The sequence below is a fragment of the Nioella aestuarii genome (assembly GCF_050896395.1).
GTDB lineage: Bacteria > Pseudomonadota > Alphaproteobacteria > Rhodobacterales > Rhodobacteraceae > Nioella > Nioella aestuarii.
Genome location: NZ_JBPBBA010000028.1, coordinates 1 through 15,716, shown reverse-complemented (window position 1 = coordinate 15,716; position 15,716 = coordinate 1). Strand labels below are relative to the sequence as shown.

Sequence of the window (15,716 nt, the reverse complement as noted above, 5' to 3'; positions counted from 1 at the left end):
CCCGCGCCCCTATGCAATCACCTCCCCAGTCACCTTTGCGTGGGCTGGACGCGCCCGCCCCTTGGCCTTACCTGTGAGCCGACACGAAGGAGCCGCCGATGACCAAACCGCCCCTCACCCTTTACCTTGCCTCCCCGCGCGGCTTCTGCGCCGGCGTCGACCGGGCCATCAAGATCGTCGAAATGGCAATCGAGAAATGGGGCGCACCGGTCTATGTCCGGCATGAGATCGTGCATAACAAATTCGTCGTGGACGACCTTCGCAACAAAGGTGCCATCTTCGTGGAGGAGCTGGAGGACTGTCCCGATGACCGCCCGGTGATCTTCTCCGCCCACGGTGTGCCAAAGTCGGTGCCCGCCGCCGCCGAGGCCCGTCAGATGGTCTTTGTCGATGCCACCTGCCCGCTGGTCTCCAAGGTCCATATCGAGGCTGAACGCCACCACGCAAACGGGCTGCAAATGGTGATGATCGGCCATGCGGGCCACCCAGAGACCATCGGCACCATGGGTCAGCTGCCCGAGGGCGAGGTGCTGCTGGTGGAGACCGAAGCAGATGTGGCTGGCCTTGCCCCGCGCGACCCCGAAAGGCTTGCCTTCATCACCCAGACCACCCTGTCGGTCGATGACACGGCGGGCATCGTGGCCGCCCTTCAGGCGCGCTTCCCCGCCATTGTCGGCCCCCACAAGGAAGACATCTGCTACGCCACCACCAACCGGCAGGCTGCGGTCAAGGCCATCGCGCCCAAGGCCGATGCGATCCTCGTCGTGGGGGCGCCCAATTCGTCGAACTCCCGCCGTCTGGTCGAGGTCGGCGCCAAGGCGGGCTGTTCCTATTCGCAATTGGTGCAGCGGGCCGAGAACATCGACTGGCGGGCGCTGGAAGGCATCGGCTCCGTCGGCGTCACCGCCGGAGCCTCCGCCCCCGAAATTCTTGTGGAAGAGGTGATCGACGCCTTCCGTGAACGGTTTGATGTCACTGTCGAACAGGTGGAAACCGCCGTCGAGAACGTGGAATTCAAGGTCCCCCGCGTGCTGCGGGAACAGGTCTGACCCATGCCTGTCACGCTCTCCACCACGCCTCCCGGCATCACCGAGTTCATCTCGATGCGTGCCGCCTGCGGGTGGGGAGAAATCTCTCATGACATGGCGCGGCGTGCCCTTGACCAAGCCGTGGCAACCGTCACGGCACATGACGGCGACAGGTTGGTCGGGTTCGGGCGGGTCGTTGGCGACGGGGTGCTCTATTTCTACGTTCAGGACGTCATCGTCGCGCCATCGCATCGCGGGCAAGGCATCGCTGATGCAATCGTCACCCGCCTTTTGGAAGAAATTGCCCCTCTCGCAGGCCCCGGATCGACCATTGGGTTGATGGCCGCGAAGGGGGTCGAGCCGCTCTATGAAAGGTTCGGGTTCCATCGGCGGCCCACTGACAGCCTAGGCGCGGGCATGACAAAACTGTGCTGAGGTCCAGCCCCATAAAACCGCCGTGCAGGTCAGAGGCAGGCTGATGCCGAAACAGGAGAAAAGGCCATGAAAGCAGTGATCGTAGGTGCAGGCCCTGCCGGGCTCGCCGCTGCCGCCTGTCTCAAGTCAAAGGGCATCACGCCGGTGATCCTGGACCGGGCCGATTGTGTCGCCAGCAGCTGGCGCAATCACTATGACTGCCTGCATCTGCACACGGCGCGCGGGCGATCTACCCTGCCGGGGCTGTCCTATCCGAAAGGTGTTGGCAGATACCCAAGTCGCGATGACGTCATTGCCTATATGCAAGCTTACACCACACATCATGGGCTAACCCCTCAGCTTGGTTGCGCGGTGGAGCGGATAACGCCCCACGGGGATGGCTGGCAGATCACCCACTCTGGCGGTGTGGAAACGGCGGATATCGTGGTGGTGGCCACAGGCGTCAACGGCACACCCCGGCAACCCGACTGGCCCGGCCAGTTCACCGGCCCGATCCTGCATTCAAGCGACTACAAAACCCCCGCACCCTTCGCCGGTCAAAGGGTGCTTGTCGTGGGGTTCGGCAATTCCGGCGGCGATATCGCGCTGGACTTGGCACGCGCCGGGGTCGATGTGACCATGTCCGTGCGTGGCCCCGTGAACATTCTGCCCAAGCAATTGTTTGGCATCCCCATCACCTCGTTCGGCCTGCTGACCAAGATGCTCGGCTACAAGCTGGCCGATATCCTGACGGCCCCGGTCCTGCGCTTCGCCGTGGGGCGGCCGGAAAGCTACGGCCTGAGATCCATGTCCAAAGGCCCCGCCGCCCTGGTGCATGAGGACGACCGCATTCCGTTGATCGACGTCGGCACACTCGGCGCAATCAAGGAAGGCCGCATCGCCGTGAAACCCGGAATCGCGCAGATGAACGGTTCCGAACTGCGATTCAGCGACGGCACCTCTGCCCCCTTTGACGCGATCATTGCCGCCATCGGCTATACCGTCGATCTGCGGCCGCTTCTGGGACCGGACTGCGCTGCGCTCGACCCCACGGGCCGCCCCTTGGCAAGCGGAGCCCCCACCCCGGAGCGGGGCCTCTATTTCTGTTCCTTCAAGGTCTCGCCCGACGGGCAGCTTTTCTCCACCTCGCAAGAGGCCATCGCCATCGCCGCCCATGCAGCAACCCTGACCCGAAAGGCCGCTTGATGATTTCTGCCCAGTTCCTTTTGACCGCACTCGTCGTCGTACTCGCCCCCGGCACCGGCGTTGTCTATACGCTCGCCCTTGGGCTTGGTCAGGGGCGCCGTGCCGCCATCTGGGCGGCGCTTGGCTGCACGATCGGGATCGTACCCCATATCGCGGCGGCCGCCCTTGGGCTGGCGGCGGTCATGCACAGCTCCGCCCTGATCTTCAACGTGGTGAAATGGGCGGGCGTCGCCTATCTGCTGTGGCTGGCCTATAGCGCCCTTCGCGAAGGCGGGGCGCTTCGGGTAGAGGCCACGCAGACGGTGGAAAACGGCCCCCGCATTGCCATCAGGGGCGCGCTGATCAACATCCTCAACCCCAAGCTTTCGATCTTCTTCCTGGCCCTGCTGCCGCCCTTCCTGTCCGGCAACCCTGCCTCGGCCACCGCTGAAATGGCGCTGCTTGGCGGCATCTTCATGGCCATGACCTTCGTTGTCTTCGCGCTTTACGGAACCTTCGCCGCCTTCGCCCGAAAGGCGATCCTCGGCAGCGAACGCGCTATGCGCTGGATGAGCCGCAGCTTCGCCGCCGTCTTTGCCGGTCTCGGTCTGCGGCTGGCTTTGGAGCGGGCCTGACATGGTGGATGACAAGACCCTAAAGACCTACACGCAAAAGGCTGCCGACTACGCCGCATTGGAGTTCAGCGAAAGTGAGCGGCAGGCCCTCACCGATTTTCTCTCGCTGATCCCCAAGGGCGGCGCGATCTTCGACCTTGGCTGCGGCCCCGGACTCCATGCAGCGCGCATGGTGGCAGAAGGCTTCGCCGTCAGCGCGATAGATGCTACCCCCGCCTTCGTGAAAACCGCACGGGAAAAGGGCGTCAACGCAAGGCTCGGCAGTTTCGACGACCTGGCTGAGACCGCCGCCTACGACGGCATCTGGGCGAGCTTCTCCCTACTTCACGCGCCCAAAGCGGATTTCCCCCGGCACCTCTCCGCCATCCACAGGGCGCTTCGCCCGTCGGGTACGCTCTATCTCGGCCTTAAACTTGGGGCGGGCGAACGCCGCGACAGCCTGGGCCGTTTCTACGCTTATTACGAGGAACCAGAGCTGCACGATCTGCTTTCACAGGCTGGTTTTTCCGGTATCCGGTCTACATCTGGGGAAGGTTCAGGGCTTGCCGGCACCATCGACCGTTTCATCCTGCTGACCGCGACCCGTGCCTAAGCCGATCCCGGCTTGCCCTTCCCGGCCCCGCTCGCGATAAGGGCCGCAAATGACCGGAGCCCCACCAATGACCCCGATCCCCCGCCCCGCCCTTCTGCTTGGCCTTGCCGGTCTGATCCCCTTTCTTTGGGGGGCGCTGACTGTCGTGCTGCCGGGCTTGGCCGAATGGGGGGCCGAGGTGATGGGGCCGCGGTTTGTCGGCCCCTATTTGCAGCTTTTCTACGGCGCGATCATCCTCGCCTTCATGTCGGGCGTCCTATGGGGCTTTGCCGCGCAAGACACCGGTTGGCTAGGCTATGCGCTGTCGGTTCTCCCGGCGCTATGGGCCTTTTTCATGACCGGCGGCGGGGCCGAGCGGGCTGCGGCGGCGCTGATCGTCGGCTTCCTCGGCCTATTGGCGCTCGACCGGTATTTCTGGAAGCGGGGGCTCGCGCCCCAATGGTGGATGCGCTTGCGCGTGTTGCTGACACTTGTGGTGGTGAATGCGCTGGCCGTGGACCTGATCTTCTGATGCCCGATCTCTTCGCCTATACCGACGGTGCCTGCTCGGGCAATCCCGGCCCCGGAGGCTGGGGCGCGCTATTGCAGGCCAAGGATGGCGAGCAGGTTGTCAAGGAACGCGAGCTGAACGGCGGCGAGGCCGAGACCACCAACAACCGCATGGAATTGCTGGCCGCCATCGCCGCGCTGGAAAGCCTGACGCGGCCCTCGGCGATCACTGTGGTCACGGATTCCGCCTATGTAAAGAACGGCGTCACCGGCTGGATTCACGGCTGGAAGCGAAACGGCTGGAAGACGTCGAACAAGAAACCCGTGAAGAATGTCGACCTGTGGCAGAGGCTGGACGAGGCCCAGGCCCGCCACCGGGTGACGTGGGAATGGGTCAAAGGTCATGCAGGCCACCCGGAAAACGAACGCGCAGATGAGCTTGCCCGCGCCGGCATGGCCCCGTTCAAGAAGGGCTGAGCGGGGCGCGGGGACGCGGCTTCGAAGCCGCGTATCAAGGCCGTTCGAACGGCCTTCCCCCTTCCCCAAACGCGGCAAACCTGTCAAAGGCACGGGCCATGACCCTGATGCTTCTCGACTATGCCTCCGTCCTCGTCTTCGCCCTCTCCGGTGCGCTTGTCGCCAGCCGGGCGCAGCTCGACATTGTGGGGTTCTTCTTCATCGCCTGCCTGACGGCCGTCGGCGGCGGCACCCTGCGCGATCTTCTGCTGGACAGGAACCCGGTCTTCTGGGTCGCGAACCCCACCCCGCCGGCCATCGCCTGCGCTGCCGCGTTTGTGGTCTTCTTTACGGCGCATCTCTTTGAAAGCCGCTACAAGGTACTGCTCTGGCTTGATGCCATTGCGCTGGCCATTGCCGTTGCCGCAGGCGCGGGGGTGGCGCAGTCGCTCGATCATTCTGCGGGGATCGTGATTGTCATGGGGGTCGCTACCGGCACAATGGGGGGGCTCATGCGCGACGTGGTCTGTAACGAGGTGCCGCTGGTCCTGAAACAAGGCGAACTCTATGTCACGGCCGCCTTCGCGGGGGCAGGTGCGGCAGTTCTGGCTGCGATGCTCACACCGCATCCGCTGGCCCCGGTCATCGCCTGCATTGCCACCTGCTTCGCCTTGCGCGCAGGATCATTGCTGTTCGGCTGGCGTTTGCCGGTCTACAAGGCCCGCCCGCCGCGCGTGTGATCAGCGTTTCAAGTAGGTCTGCCAGATCCAGATCAGCAACAGCGCGCCCAGGATCGCGCCGACGAAACCCGACAGCATCCCCATCACGGTCAGCAAAAACCGCAGGACCAGCCCGCCGATAATGGCCCCAAGAATACCGATGCCAATCGTCGTCACCACATCAGTGCGCACATCCATGATGCGCGTCGCCAAAAAGCCCGCCGCCGCACCGATGATGATCATGTAAAGAACGATACCCATTAGGAATATATGCTCTCTCTCAGGCCCGTTTTGAAGGACCGATGGTGAAATTCAGCGTCTGCGGTTGCGTCGGCCCCGCCCGCGCGCGGCGCCTACGGGGATCAGGATCAGCGCCGCCGAGGCCCCGATGATGGCATCGAGCCCCGGCGATCCAATCCTCAGATGGAATAGAGAGCGCAGGAAAAACAGCACGACAACAGCCCCAAGCGCGATCAGGATCGACATGGCGTATCCGTTGCGGGTGACCCCCCACCGTTCGAACAGGATCGCCACCACCACGGCGATGAAGATCGATCCGAAAAACGTGAACAGAACCATAACCTTACTCTCCCAAAACCGTGCCAGGCGCCAACGGATTGCCGCGCAGAAATGTCTCAGCGTCCTGCCGTCCCCGGCCCTCGATCTGCGCCTCGGTCACCTCTATGGCCCATTCGCCACAGGCGATTGTTAGACCGTCCAGAACCTCACCGGGCTGACCATGGCCTTCCGCCACCCGACAGCGCAGCAGCTTCAGCCTCTTACCATGTAAGACCGTCCACGCCCCCGGAAAAGGTGACAGGCCCCTTATTTGCCGGTCGATCTGGTCGGCAGGCAGCGTCCAGTTCACCCGCGCCTCGGCCTTGTCGATCTTGTGGGCATAGGTGACACCCGCCTCGGGCTGCACCTCTGGCTCCAATTCCGGCAGCCGGTCCAGCGCCTCCACGATGGCCTCCGCGCCAAGGGCGCTCAGCCGGTCATGCAGGTCCTGTGTGGTCTCCTCGACACCGATGCCGATGACCTTGCGCAGCAGCACCGGCCCGGTATCGAGCCCTGCCTCCATCTGCATGATGCACACGCCGGTTTCCGCGTCGCCCGCCATGATCGCACGGTGAATGGGCGCGGCGCCCCGCCAGCGCGGCAAAAGGCTCGCGTGGATATTGAGGCAGCCAAAGCGGGGCGCATCCAGAACTGCCTGCGGCAGCAGAAGCCCGTAAGCCACCACAACGGCAACGTCGGTATTCAGGTCGGCAAAAGCAGCCTGTTCCTCGGCCCCTTTCAGCGACACCGGGTGGCGCACCTGCAACCCCAGTTCCAACGCCCGCGCATGGACCGGCGTCGGCCGTTCCTTCTTGCCCCGTCCGGCAGGGCGCGGCGGCTGGCAATAGACGGCGGCAATCTCGTGGCCCGCAGCGACCAGAGCCTCCAGCACCGGAACCGAAAAATCCGGCGTGCCCATGAACACGACCCTCATGCCCGCTTCCTCGCCTTGCGCAGGAACATATCGCGTTTCACCTTGCTGAGATTGTCGAAATACATCCTGCCATTCAGGTGGTCGATCTGGTGCTGCACGCTGGTGGCCCATAGCCCCACGAAATCCTTGCGCACCGTCATCCCGTGATGGTCCATATAGGTCACTGTCACCGCGCGGGGCCGCTCGATCTTGGCGTAGACACCGGGCAGGTTCGGGCTTGCCTCCTCATGCGGGCGCAGCTCGATCGACGAATGCAGGATCTGTGGATTGGCCATGCGCACCGCCTTGCCCCGCTCGTTCGAGGCATCGACGACCGCCAGCCGCAGCATCACCCCGATCTGGGGTGCGGCCAGCCCGACACCGGGCATCGCGTCCATGGTCTCGATCATGTCCTCCCAGATCGCACGGATCTCGTCCGTCACCTGCGCCACCGGCTCTGCGGGCGTCCGCAGCCGTTTGTCGGGCCACATCACGAAAGGTCTAACGGGCATAGTCTTTCTCCATCTGATCGCGATGTTCGGGGGGAAGCCGGTCGAAGATCACCAGCCCGTTTAAATGATCCACCTCATGCTGAACGCAGCGCGCGGCAAAGCCTGTCATATGCTCCTGGTGCCGGGCGCCATCGAGGTCGCTCCAGCGGATCACCAATTCGGGCGGGCGCATCACCCGCGCCGCAACACCCGGAATCGACAGGCAGGCTTCTTCGCCGCTTTCAAACCGATCGTAGCTGATATCAAGCTCGGGATTCACAAACACCCTTGGTTGGCGCGCGCCCTCTTTCCAGCCGATATCCATGACGAAAAGCCGAACCATCCGCCCGACCTGTGGCGCGGCCAGCCCCCGCCCCTTGGCGGCATACATCGTGTCCAGCATATCAGCCGCCAGCGCCGACACATCCCCCTGGACCGGTTCGCAAACCTGTCTCAGCCGCGCATCGGGCCAGCACAGGATGGGCAGAACGCTCACGCCCCGTCCCGCGCCCGTTCCCGCTTGAGCTTGACCATCTTGCGCGTGATCATCTGCCGCTTCAGCGGTTTGAGGTAGTCGATGAACAGCTTGCCGTCCAAATGGTCGATCTCATGCTGAAGACACGTCGCCCAAAGGCCCTTGAACACCTCTTGCTGTTCGTTCCCGTCCAGATCCATCCAGCGCACCTCGACCTCGGCGGGGCGGGTGACCTCTGCATAGATCTCGGGGATCGACAGGCAGCCCTCCTCGTAAACGCTGGTCTCATCGGAACTGGCGACCACCTCTGGGTTGAACATTGCCAAGGGCCGGGGCGCCTCGCCCTCCGCCTTCACGCAATCCACGACAATCAGCCGTTTCGACAACCCGATCTGCGGCGCTGCCAAACCGATGCCCGGCGCGTCATACATGGTTTCCAGCATATCGCTGGCAACAGCACGCAAGTCATCAGTCAGGTCCGTCACAGGGTCGGCCAGTTTCTTCAAGCGCGGGTCGGGGTGGATCAGAATAGGTCTCAGCATGCGCTCCAGATAAGCGATCCCGCGCGGCGTCGCAACGCCCCCTTGCGCCCGGCCCGCGATTGGGTAGCTTGACGCGCAAATCAATGCCTGAGGACTCAATGGACTTTAATACGAACCACCAGATGCGCGGCACCTTCAGCGGTAAATGGGACAGTATGGGCCAGTTCGGTGTTGGGTCTGATGGCATTGCGATGCATGTGGCGGACTCCGACTATCCCACCGCGCCTTGCGTGATCGAGGCTGTCACTCGAGAGGCCGAAAGAGGGATCTTCAACTACGGCTTCGACCGCAAGGGATATGTCAAAGCCTTTTGCTGGTGGATGCAGACCCGGCACGACTGGACAGTTGACCCCGATTGGGTGCTGACCGCCCAGGGTCTCGGCATGGCAATCGCACTCTGCCTCGATGTCTGGAGCGAACCGGGCGACGACATTGCGTTCTTCACCCCCGTTTATCATGAGTTCCGGCTGAAAACCCACCGGGCGCGCCGCAACCATGTGGAGCTGCCCATGGCGCTTGTCGATGGTCGGTATGAACTGGACTGGGATGGCGCCGAGGCGGCCATTACGCCCAAGACGAAAGTCCTGCTCTTCTGCTCGCCGCAAAATCCCTCGGGTCGGGTCTGGTCCGTAGAGGAATTGCGCCAGGTGGCCGCGTTCGCCGCGCGCCACGATCTGATCCTCGTCAGTGACGAAGTTCATGCCGATCTGGTCTATGCGGGCAACACTCACGTACCGATGGCAATCGCCGCACCTGAACACCGAGACCGGATGGTCACGCTCTTCGCCGCGTCCAAAACCTTCAACCTGGCGGGGCTGCGGGTGGGGCAGATGATCATCCCCGATGACAGGCTCCGCACCCAGATGGGCGACCGCCTGACCGCGCTCAATTATGACGCCACGACCCTGGGTGCCGTCGCGTCCAAAGCGGCCTATTCGCCGGACGGCAACGAATGGGTTGCCGCGCAGCTGGCCTATCTGGAGGAAAACCGTCGCATCTTCGATGAGGGCGTGAACGCCATTCCCGGTCTGCGCTCGATGCCCTTGCAAGCCACCTACCTGCCCTGGGTCGATTTTTCCGGCACGGGCATGAGCGAAGAAGAAATCACCGCGCGCGTGAATGGGCAGGCCCAGATAACGCCTGCCCCTGGCAAATGGTTCGGAACCGGATCTGAATTGTGGAACCGCTTCGTTCTCGCCACGCCACGCGCCAATATCGAAGAAACCGTTCGGCGGTTGCAGGCAGCTTTTTCTGACCTCCAGTGATGAGCGCTAGGGGCAGATGAAAATTCTTCCCGAAGAATTTTGCTGCCCCAACCGAAAAATCTTCCCGAAGATTTTTCAGGCCTGAAGGTTTTTCGAGAAAAACCTTCGTCGCCGCGGCAGAGGCACGGATCACGCCTATCGTCTGCACTGGGGCTGTGAAGGGGGCACCGCCCTCTTTCGCGGCCAAATCGCGCATTGCCGCAATGCAGCACTTGCGCGCCGCGGCGCAATAATCTACCCAAGGCAGGAACCCAAACGACATATCCTTGCTCAAAGGGAAGCCGCCCATGTCCTTCCGCCTCCAGCCCGCTGCCCCCGCCCGCCCAAACCGCTGTCAGCTCTTCGGTCCCGGCTCCAACACGAAGCTGTTCGCCAAAATGGCCGCATCGGCCGCCGATGTGATCAATCTCGATCTGGAGGACTCGGTTGCGCCCTCCGACAAGGACCAGGCCCGCGCCAATGTGATCGAGGCGATCGGCAACGTGGACTGGGGAAGCAAAACCCTTTCTGTGCGCATCAACGGGCTCGACACCCCCTATTGGTACCGCGATGTTGTTGATCTTCTTGAGCAATCCTCGGATCGGCTCGACCAGATCATGATCCCCAAAGTGGGCTGCGCCGAGGATGTCTATGCTGTTGATGCTCTCGTGACAGCCATCGAATCCGCCAAGGGCCGCAGCAAGAAAATCGCCTTCGAGGTGATCATCGAATCAGCTGCTGGCATCGCCCATGTCGAGGACATCGCCGCCTCTTCGCCACGACTGCAGGCCATGAGCCTCGGGGCCGCCGATTTCGCGGCCTCCATGGGGATGCAGACCACCGGCATCGGCGGAACGCAGGAAAACTATTACATGCTGCATGGGGGCACGCGCCACTACTCCGACCCCTGGCACTGGGCACAAACCGCCATCGTTGCCGCCTGCCGAACCCACGGCATCCTTCCCGTCGACGGCCCCTTTGGCGACTTCTCGGACGATGACGGCTATGTCGCGCAGGCGCGGCGCTCTGCCACGCTTGGGATGGTAGGCAAATGGGCCATCCACCCCAAACAGATCGCCCTTGCAAATCAGGTGTTTACCCCTTCCGAGGAGGCCGTGGCAGAAGCCCGGGAAATCCTCGCTGCGATGGAGCAGGCCAAGGCCTCTGGTGCGGGTGCGACGGTCTACAAAGGCCGCCTCGTGGACATCGCGTCCATCAAGCAAGCCGAGGTGATCGTGGCCCAGTCAGAGCTGATCGCGGCAGGCTAAACCCCCAATTGGCCCCGTGCCGCATGGCCGGGGCCTTTTCCCTCAACGCGAAACGTTGCAAATCCCCGCCGCGGCCGTCATATAGCCAAGGGTCAGACGGAGGCTTTGCATGAACTATCTCGACTTCGAAAAACCTCTTGCCGAAATCGAAGGCAAGGCCGAGGAGCTGCGGGCCATGGCGCGCGGCAACAAGGAGATGGATATCGAGGCAGAGGCCAAGGCGCTCGACAAAAAAGCCGCCGATATGCTGGCCGATCTCTACAAGTCGCTGACGCCGTGGCGCAAATGCCAGGTGGCCCGCCATCCCGACCGGCCCCATTGCCGCGACTATATTCAGGCCCTCTTTACCGAATACACGCCGCTGGCGGGCGACCGGAACTTTGCCGATGACCACGCCGTCATGGGTGGTCTGGCGCGGTTCAACGATCGCCCCGTCATGGTGATCGGCCATGAAAAAGGCCATGATACCAAAACCCGGATTGAGCGGAATTTCGGCATGGCCCGACCAGAGGGTTACCGAAAGGCCGTGCGCCTGATGGATCTGGCCGATCGGTTCAATTTGCCCGTTGTGACGTTGGTGGACACCCCCGGCGCCTATCCCGGCAAGGGCGCAGAGGAACGCGGCCAATCCGAGGCGATTGCGCGTTCGACTGAAAAATGCCTGCAAATCGGGGTTCCCCTGATCTCTGTCGTGATCGGCGAGGGCGGCTCGGGCGGTGCGGTTGCCTTTGCCACGGCCGACAAGCTGGCGATGCTGGAACACTCAATCTATTCGGTGATCTCGCCCGAAGGCTGCGCGTCCATTCTCTGGAAAGACGGCGGCAAGATGCGTGAAGCGGCAGAAGCGCTGCGCCTGACCGCGCAGGATCTGGAAAAACTGGGCGTCTGCGACCGGATCATCAAGGAACCGCTCGGTGGCGCGCAACGCGACCGTGTGACCACGATCAAGCGGGTCGGCGAAGGAATCGAGGCGCTGCTGACCGCCATGGACGGCAAGACCCGTGACGAGTTGATCGCTGGCCGCCGCAAGAAATTCCTCGATATGGGGTCAAAAGGGCTGGCCGCCTGACGACTATTTGGTCAATTTCTCGCCCGGAAAGACAAGCGGGTCCATCGCCGCAACAATGTAGCTGCCGCTGTCTGTCACGCCAAGCGACGTGCAAAGCCGGATTGAAGGCTCATTGCCTTTGCGAATTCCCGTTTTGAACCGATTGGCCCCGAGACGTTCGTGGGACTCGATCAACGCCATCGCTCCAAGTGCCCGGGCTATTCCTTCCCCCTGCCGGGATGGATCGGTTGCCAACTGCCCCCATTGAGCCTGATCGGGGTAGACGCTGTCGGGATGCGTGTTCTTAATCGAGCCAGCGCATGCCACGGGCTTGCCCCCACGGTCGAAGGCCACCATTGCGAATCCCGGTTTGGCTATGCCGCGCATAAAGGCGGCAGCGGGGGGCAGCACGCCATGAGGTTCGGCCACCTCAGCATAGGCCAGCAGCCAGTCGTCCGGGGCATCCCGGTCGATGATCCGAACGGTCAGATCATCGGGTAGTGACCGACGTGCCAAAGCCTCGCGACATTTCTCGACCGCATCAAGACCGCCGGTAAACAATCCGATGACATCGGTTGTCATCCCGCGCGCTTCCAGCCGTAGAACAAATTCGGGCACCAGGTGCTTTGGCACAGCTTCACAGGCACTGACGCCAATGACCGCCGCGATATCTGCGGTCAGGTCTGCCGCGTCCTCATCATAGGCGGTAACATTCACCCCGCGTCCATGAGAACACACGCGCGGATCATCCTTCAGGCTGCGCATCAACGCTTCGCTCTTTTTCTGAAGAAGCTGCTGATCCGGTGAACCGAAATATTTTAGCATGGGCCAAATCCCCGAAACCTGCCTGCCAGATGGTGCAGCATAGAGGGTGATCTCGGCAACTCTGCCGGTTCCTGGCGCTACGCTATGATCTTTTTCCGAACCACATCCGTTGAAACAGCCCGTCGCGCAACATGATCTGATGGTAGAGCGCGCCCAGAATGTGCAGCGCCAGCATGGCCATGATCAGCCTTGCAAGGATGCCATGGATCACACGTGGGCTGAATTCAAAGAAGCTTTCGGGCAGCGGCAAGGTGCCCGCCAGGGCATCCGACAGGCCAGACATGCGGCCCAGAACCATGCCCGAGACAGCCATCAGGATCACGAAGATATTCATGAGCTTCGGCATCGCCTGCCCCAACTTGTCAAGAAATGCGCTGCCGGTCTTTGCGTGTTCGGGCGCGGGCAGGAACCGGCGCAAAATGATCCGCAGAACGGTTAGGGTCAGGATCACAAGACCGATTCCCCGGTGTATGGCCAACATCGTCAGCTTGTCGGGATCCGCATTGTCCATCGGGGCCAAAACATAAGTTCCCACCCAAAGCATCATTATGATCAGCACCGCAAGGGCCCAGTGAAGGGCAACCGTAACAGGATGGTAGCAATAGACGGACATAGCGCATCCTTTCACGTCACTGGCATCTGGAACCAGCGCTACGGATCGCACTATTGGCTGTCAACGGAAAGCATTTTGCCGACCAGACCGCCGCTACGGCATACTTGCCCGAAACGCTCCTGCGCGGCACCATCCCCCGCGAGGAGGACCGAAAATGCCCAACCATCTGTGGATGCAGGACGACCATCACGCCTATGCCGATACCGTGCGCCGGTTTCTGGAAGAGGAATTTCAGCCGCATCGGGATGAATGGAAAGACTTGGGCAAGATCCCCAAAGCGTTCTGGCGCAAGGCAGGCGATCTGGGCATTCTCGGCGCCACCACACCAGAGGATCACGGCGGGCTTGGCCTTAGCCGTCATTTCGACGCGGTAACCTTTATCGAACAGGCCAAGGCGGGTGACAGCGGGTGGGGCTTTGCGGTCCACAACATCGCCGCCCATTACATCATCGCCTATGGCACCGAAGAGCAGAAGGCGCGCTGGCTACCCAAGCTGGCGAGCGGCGAGATGGTGGGCGCCATCGCCATGACAGAGCCCGGCACCGGCAGTGACTTGCAGGCAGTCCGCACCACGGCCGTGCCGGACGGGAACGAATACCTTATCAACGGGTCCAAGACCTTCATCACCAATGGGGGCAGTGCTGACCTGCTGTTGCTGGTGGCCAAAACCGACCCAACATCGCGCGCCAAGGGTGTGTCTCTGATGATTGTCGAGACCGAAGGGCTGGAAGGCTACCGCGTGGGCCGCAAGCTCGACAAGATGGGGATGCGCAGAAACGACACGGCGGAGCTTTTCTTCGAAGACGTCCGCATTCCCCGCGACCACCTGTTGGGCACCGAGGAAGGCCAGGGCTTCTACCAGCTGATGCGGCAATTGCCGTGGGAACGGCTGATCCTGGGTTATGGCGCGCTTGGCTCGTCCCAATGCGCACTGGATGTGACGCTGGCCTATGTGAAGGAACGCAAGGCGTTCGGCCAGCGGGTCATGGATTTTCAGAACACCCGCTTCAAGCTGGCTGAGTGTGCCACCAAGGTGGAAATCCTGGCCGCCTTCCTTGATCAATGTCTGGAGGAGCTGGAACAAGGCACGCTGACCGCCGAAAAGGCCGCCATGGCCAAATGGTGGGGCAGCCAGACCCAATGCGAAATCGTCGACGAATGCCTGCAACTGCATGGCGGCTACGGTTACATGAACGAATACCTGATCGCCGAGCTTTACGCCGATGCCCGCGTGCAGAAGATCTATGGCGGCACGAATGAGATCATGAAGGAACTGATCGCGCGGGATCTGGACCGGGATTAAGCATCGGATTTTCAGAAAAGCTTAGGCGAGCGCCCCGGAATTTCCTGATTCCGGTCGCGGGCACGGACGGGGGATTGCGGAAGATGGGGGAATGAAACCCGTCCCCTTCCCACCGGAGGCCTCGATATGACCACCACCCGTACCCTCGCCGTCGCGCTAACCGTCACTGCGCTCACATCCGGCGCCGCGCTGGCGCAGACCTACACCACGCCCGATGGCTGTTCCTACACCCGTGCGCAGGCACCGGGCTATCCCGCAACCTGGCACCTGATCATCAACCCCGAGCGGGTTGGCCTACCGACCCCCACGGCCCGCTGCGCCGCGATGCTGTGACCGGGCAGCGGAATAGGGCCCCCGGAATCATTCCAGAGACCCCCTGACCTGCTACCAGATCAGAACGAACACAACGCCCGAGTCCCCCGTCTTGGTGACACGAACGAGGGCGTCGGATTTGCCCTCGTCACAGGGAAGATTGAATTTCGGGGGTGTTTCTTCTGACATGGTCTCTATGTTCAGAGGGTTCCATGTCGGGTAGAGCCACAAGGCCATTCGATCATAGGCATTTGAACGCATCGCCCAGGCATTGTCCTTTCGGGCGCCCGTCCCACCCGCAATGTCAGAGGTCAATTCAGGCCACTCGTCTATGGCCCTCGCCAGCCCCTTTTCGAAAACATAGCCCTTGTACGAACTTTCCTTGGGATGTGCCTTTACTCCGTTCCGTCCATAGTCAGTGTAACCCAGTTCACTTTCTACTCTCTGATCATAGCTGCTGGCGAATAGCTCACGCGCCTGGTTCGCCCCATCAAGATTGGCGGGCTTTCTCGTCCAGAACACGCTGACGGTGTCCGTCGTCAGATAATTTGGGACATCAGAGCGGGTTTTGTTTTGGAGGCTCTGGCTCATCCTTGATTGAGTTTA

Annotated in this window: 22 protein-coding genes; 13 read left to right on the top strand and 9 right to left on the bottom strand. The window is 62.1% G+C overall.

Annotation, left to right across the window (positions count from 1 at the left end):
- Positions 1 to 98: 98 nt before the first annotated feature.
- The 8 genes from ispH to ACROHD_RS14915 all read left to right on the top strand — a co-directional run bounded on the left by ispH (position 99) and on the right by ACROHD_RS14915 (position 5,539).
- Positions 99 to 1,049: a 4-hydroxy-3-methylbut-2-enyl diphosphate reductase gene (gene ispH / locus ACROHD_RS14950; RefSeq protein WP_432678983.1), complete on the top strand. Its 951-nt coding sequence runs from the start codon at positions 99 to 101 to the stop codon at positions 1,047 to 1,049.
- A gap of 3 nt (positions 1,050 to 1,052) precedes the next feature.
- Complete coding sequence (locus ACROHD_RS14945; RefSeq protein ID WP_432678982.1) at positions 1,053 to 1,463, top strand: GNAT family N-acetyltransferase; 411 nt, start codon at positions 1,053 to 1,055, stop codon at positions 1,461 to 1,463.
- A gap of 66 nt (positions 1,464 to 1,529) precedes the next feature.
- Complete coding sequence (locus tag ACROHD_RS14940) at positions 1,530 to 2,648, top strand: flavin-containing monooxygenase (RefSeq protein WP_432678980.1); 1,119 nt, start codon at positions 1,530 to 1,532, stop codon at positions 2,646 to 2,648.
- Complete coding sequence (locus ACROHD_RS14935) at positions 2,648 to 3,262, top strand: LysE family translocator (protein WP_432678978.1); 615 nt, start codon at positions 2,648 to 2,650, stop codon at positions 3,260 to 3,262. The genes ACROHD_RS14940 and ACROHD_RS14935 overlap by 1 nt, the downstream gene beginning before the upstream one ends.
- Position 3,263: 1 nt before the next feature.
- Positions 3,264 to 3,854: a class I SAM-dependent methyltransferase gene (locus ACROHD_RS14930; protein WP_432678976.1), complete on the top strand. Its 591-nt coding sequence runs from the start codon at positions 3,264 to 3,266 to the stop codon at positions 3,852 to 3,854.
- A gap of 67 nt (positions 3,855 to 3,921) precedes the next feature.
- Positions 3,922 to 4,365 (top strand): DUF3429 domain-containing protein, encoded by a 444-nt coding sequence (locus ACROHD_RS14925; protein ID WP_432678974.1) that lies wholly within the window; start codon positions 3,922 to 3,924, stop codon positions 4,363 to 4,365.
- Positions 4,365 to 4,820, top strand: a complete 456-nt coding sequence (rnhA, locus tag ACROHD_RS14920; protein ID WP_432678973.1) for a ribonuclease HI — start codon at positions 4,365 to 4,367, stop codon at positions 4,818 to 4,820. The genes ACROHD_RS14925 and rnhA overlap by 1 nt, the downstream gene beginning before the upstream one ends.
- 98 nt (positions 4,821 to 4,918) lie before the next feature.
- A complete protein-coding gene (locus ACROHD_RS14915) occupies positions 4,919 to 5,539 on the top strand; it encodes a trimeric intracellular cation channel family protein (RefSeq protein ID WP_432678971.1) in 621 nt (206 codons plus the stop codon).
- Here ACROHD_RS14915 and ACROHD_RS14910 read toward each other — a convergent pair whose 3' ends face one another.
- The 6 genes from ACROHD_RS14910 to def (ACROHD_RS14885) are packed head-to-tail and all read right to left on the bottom strand — an operon-like array spanning position 5,540 to position 8,497.
- Positions 5,540 to 5,779, bottom strand: a complete 240-nt coding sequence (locus tag ACROHD_RS14910) for a GlsB/YeaQ/YmgE family stress response membrane protein (RefSeq protein WP_127558182.1) — start codon at positions 5,777 to 5,779, stop codon at positions 5,540 to 5,542. It abuts the gene before it with no gap.
- 51 nt (positions 5,780 to 5,830) lie between these two features.
- On the bottom strand, positions 5,831 to 6,097 hold the full coding sequence (locus tag ACROHD_RS14905; RefSeq protein WP_432678970.1) for a hypothetical protein: 267 nt from the start codon (positions 6,095 to 6,097) through the stop codon (positions 5,831 to 5,833).
- A 4-nt stretch (positions 6,098 to 6,101) separates the two neighbouring features.
- A complete protein-coding gene (gene fmt / locus ACROHD_RS14900; RefSeq protein WP_432678968.1) occupies positions 6,102 to 7,010 on the bottom strand; it encodes a methionyl-tRNA formyltransferase in 909 nt (302 codons plus the stop codon).
- Positions 7,007 to 7,501 (bottom strand): peptide deformylase, encoded by a 495-nt coding sequence (gene def / locus ACROHD_RS14895; RefSeq protein WP_432678967.1) that lies wholly within the window; start codon positions 7,499 to 7,501, stop codon positions 7,007 to 7,009. The genes fmt and def (ACROHD_RS14895) overlap by 4 nt, the downstream gene beginning before the upstream one ends.
- Complete coding sequence (gene def, locus ACROHD_RS14890; protein WP_432678965.1) at positions 7,491 to 7,976, bottom strand: peptide deformylase; 486 nt, start codon at positions 7,974 to 7,976, stop codon at positions 7,491 to 7,493. The genes def (ACROHD_RS14895) and def (ACROHD_RS14890) overlap by 11 nt, the downstream gene beginning before the upstream one ends.
- On the bottom strand, positions 7,973 to 8,497 hold the full coding sequence (gene def, locus ACROHD_RS14885; protein WP_432678964.1) for a peptide deformylase: 525 nt from the start codon (positions 8,495 to 8,497) through the stop codon (positions 7,973 to 7,975). Before def (ACROHD_RS14885) ends, def (ACROHD_RS14890) begins: the two co-directional genes overlap by 4 nt.
- 98 nt (positions 8,498 to 8,595) lie before the next feature.
- Between def (ACROHD_RS14885) and ACROHD_RS14880 the strand changes: the two genes are divergently transcribed.
- The 3 genes from ACROHD_RS14880 (at position 8,596) to ACROHD_RS14870 (ending at position 12,078) form a co-directional block, all read left to right on the top strand.
- The gene (locus ACROHD_RS14880) at positions 8,596 to 9,762 is read left to right on the top strand and encodes a MalY/PatB family protein (protein ID WP_432678963.1); all 1,167 of its coding nucleotides are present in this window, start codon (positions 8,596 to 8,598) and stop codon (positions 9,760 to 9,762) included.
- 287 nt (positions 9,763 to 10,049) lie between these two features.
- On the top strand, positions 10,050 to 11,009 hold the full coding sequence (locus tag ACROHD_RS14875; protein ID WP_432678962.1) for an L-malyl-CoA/beta-methylmalyl-CoA lyase: 960 nt from the start codon (positions 10,050 to 10,052) through the stop codon (positions 11,007 to 11,009).
- 109 nt (positions 11,010 to 11,118) lie between these two features.
- Positions 11,119 to 12,078 (top strand): acetyl-CoA carboxylase carboxyltransferase subunit alpha, encoded by a 960-nt coding sequence (locus ACROHD_RS14870; RefSeq protein ID WP_432678961.1) that lies wholly within the window; start codon positions 11,119 to 11,121, stop codon positions 12,076 to 12,078.
- A 3-nt stretch (positions 12,079 to 12,081) separates the two neighbouring features.
- Here ACROHD_RS14870 and ACROHD_RS14865 read toward each other — a convergent pair whose 3' ends face one another.
- Together ACROHD_RS14865 and ACROHD_RS14860 are read right to left on the bottom strand one after the other, a co-directional pair.
- Positions 12,082 to 12,882 (bottom strand): GNAT family N-acetyltransferase, encoded by an 801-nt coding sequence (locus ACROHD_RS14865; RefSeq protein WP_432678960.1) that lies wholly within the window; start codon positions 12,880 to 12,882, stop codon positions 12,082 to 12,084.
- 82 nt (positions 12,883 to 12,964) lie between these two features.
- Positions 12,965 to 13,495, bottom strand: a complete 531-nt coding sequence (locus tag ACROHD_RS14860; RefSeq protein ID WP_432678958.1) for a cytochrome b — start codon at positions 13,493 to 13,495, stop codon at positions 12,965 to 12,967.
- Positions 13,496 to 13,649: 154 nt separating this feature from the next.
- Here ACROHD_RS14860 and ACROHD_RS14855 point away from each other — a divergent pair, with 154 nt between their 5' ends.
- Together ACROHD_RS14855 and ACROHD_RS14850 are read left to right on the top strand one after the other, a co-directional pair.
- On the top strand, positions 13,650 to 14,798 hold the full coding sequence (locus tag ACROHD_RS14855; protein WP_432678956.1) for an acyl-CoA dehydrogenase family protein: 1,149 nt from the start codon (positions 13,650 to 13,652) through the stop codon (positions 14,796 to 14,798).
- Positions 14,799 to 14,924: 126 nt separating this feature from the next.
- The gene (locus ACROHD_RS14850; RefSeq protein WP_432678954.1) at positions 14,925 to 15,131 is read left to right on the top strand and encodes a hypothetical protein; all 207 of its coding nucleotides are present in this window, start codon (positions 14,925 to 14,927) and stop codon (positions 15,129 to 15,131) included.
- A gap of 51 nt (positions 15,132 to 15,182) precedes the next feature.
- On the opposite strand, the gene ACROHD_RS14845 is transcribed toward ACROHD_RS14850, so the two are convergent.
- The gene (locus ACROHD_RS14845; RefSeq protein ID WP_432678952.1) at positions 15,183 to 15,632 is read right to left on the bottom strand and encodes a hypothetical protein; all 450 of its coding nucleotides are present in this window, start codon (positions 15,630 to 15,632) and stop codon (positions 15,183 to 15,185) included.
- Positions 15,633 to 15,716 lie beyond the last annotated feature (84 nt).

What these genes read in the sequence shown, in the direction of transcription:
- ACROHD_RS14875 (WP_432678962.1), top strand. Translation starts at nt 10,050, where the DNA reads ATGTCCTTCCGCCTCCAGCCCGCTGCCCCCGCCCGCCCAAACCGCTGT.
- ACROHD_RS14850 (WP_432678954.1), top strand. Translation starts at nt 14,925, where the DNA reads ATGACCACCACCCGTACCCTCGCCGTCGCGCTAACCGTCACTGCGCTC.
- ACROHD_RS14870 (WP_432678961.1), top strand. Translation starts at nt 11,119, where the DNA reads ATGAACTATCTCGACTTCGAAAAACCTCTTGCCGAAATCGAAGGCAAG.
- def (WP_432678964.1), bottom strand. Translation starts at nt 8,497, where the DNA reads ATGCTGAGACCTATTCTGATCCACCCCGACCCGCGCTTGAAGAAACTG.
- fmt (WP_432678968.1), bottom strand. Translation starts at nt 7,010, where the DNA reads ATGAGGGTCGTGTTCATGGGCACGCCGGATTTTTCGGTTCCGGTGCTG.
- rnhA (WP_432678973.1), top strand. Translation starts at nt 4,365, where the DNA reads ATGCCCGATCTCTTCGCCTATACCGACGGTGCCTGCTCGGGCAATCCC.
- ACROHD_RS14880 (WP_432678963.1), top strand. Translation starts at nt 8,596, where the DNA reads ATGGACTTTAATACGAACCACCAGATGCGCGGCACCTTCAGCGGTAAA.
- ACROHD_RS14930 (WP_432678976.1), top strand. Translation starts at nt 3,264, where the DNA reads ATGGTGGATGACAAGACCCTAAAGACCTACACGCAAAAGGCTGCCGAC.
- ACROHD_RS14925 (WP_432678974.1), top strand. Translation starts at nt 3,922, where the DNA reads ATGACCCCGATCCCCCGCCCCGCCCTTCTGCTTGGCCTTGCCGGTCTG.
- ACROHD_RS14860 (WP_432678958.1), bottom strand. Translation starts at nt 13,495, where the DNA reads ATGTCCGTCTATTGCTACCATCCTGTTACGGTTGCCCTTCACTGGGCC.
- ACROHD_RS14940 (WP_432678980.1), top strand. Translation starts at nt 1,530, where the DNA reads ATGAAAGCAGTGATCGTAGGTGCAGGCCCTGCCGGGCTCGCCGCTGCC.
- ACROHD_RS14915 (WP_432678971.1), top strand. Translation starts at nt 4,919, where the DNA reads ATGACCCTGATGCTTCTCGACTATGCCTCCGTCCTCGTCTTCGCCCTC.
- ACROHD_RS14865 (WP_432678960.1), bottom strand. Translation starts at nt 12,882, where the DNA reads ATGCTAAAATATTTCGGTTCACCGGATCAGCAGCTTCTTCAGAAAAAG.
- ACROHD_RS14910 (WP_127558182.1), bottom strand. Translation starts at nt 5,779, where the DNA reads ATGGGTATCGTTCTTTACATGATCATCATCGGTGCGGCGGCGGGCTTT.
- def (WP_432678967.1), bottom strand. Translation starts at nt 7,501, where the DNA reads ATGCCCGTTAGACCTTTCGTGATGTGGCCCGACAAACGGCTGCGGACG.
- ACROHD_RS14935 (WP_432678978.1), top strand. Translation starts at nt 2,648, where the DNA reads ATGATTTCTGCCCAGTTCCTTTTGACCGCACTCGTCGTCGTACTCGCC.
- ACROHD_RS14905 (WP_432678970.1), bottom strand. Translation starts at nt 6,097, where the DNA reads ATGGTTCTGTTCACGTTTTTCGGATCGATCTTCATCGCCGTGGTGGTG.
- ACROHD_RS14945 (WP_432678982.1), top strand. Translation starts at nt 1,053, where the DNA reads ATGCCTGTCACGCTCTCCACCACGCCTCCCGGCATCACCGAGTTCATC.
- ispH (WP_432678983.1), top strand. Translation starts at nt 99, where the DNA reads ATGACCAAACCGCCCCTCACCCTTTACCTTGCCTCCCCGCGCGGCTTC.
- ACROHD_RS14855 (WP_432678956.1), top strand. Translation starts at nt 13,650, where the DNA reads ATGCCCAACCATCTGTGGATGCAGGACGACCATCACGCCTATGCCGAT.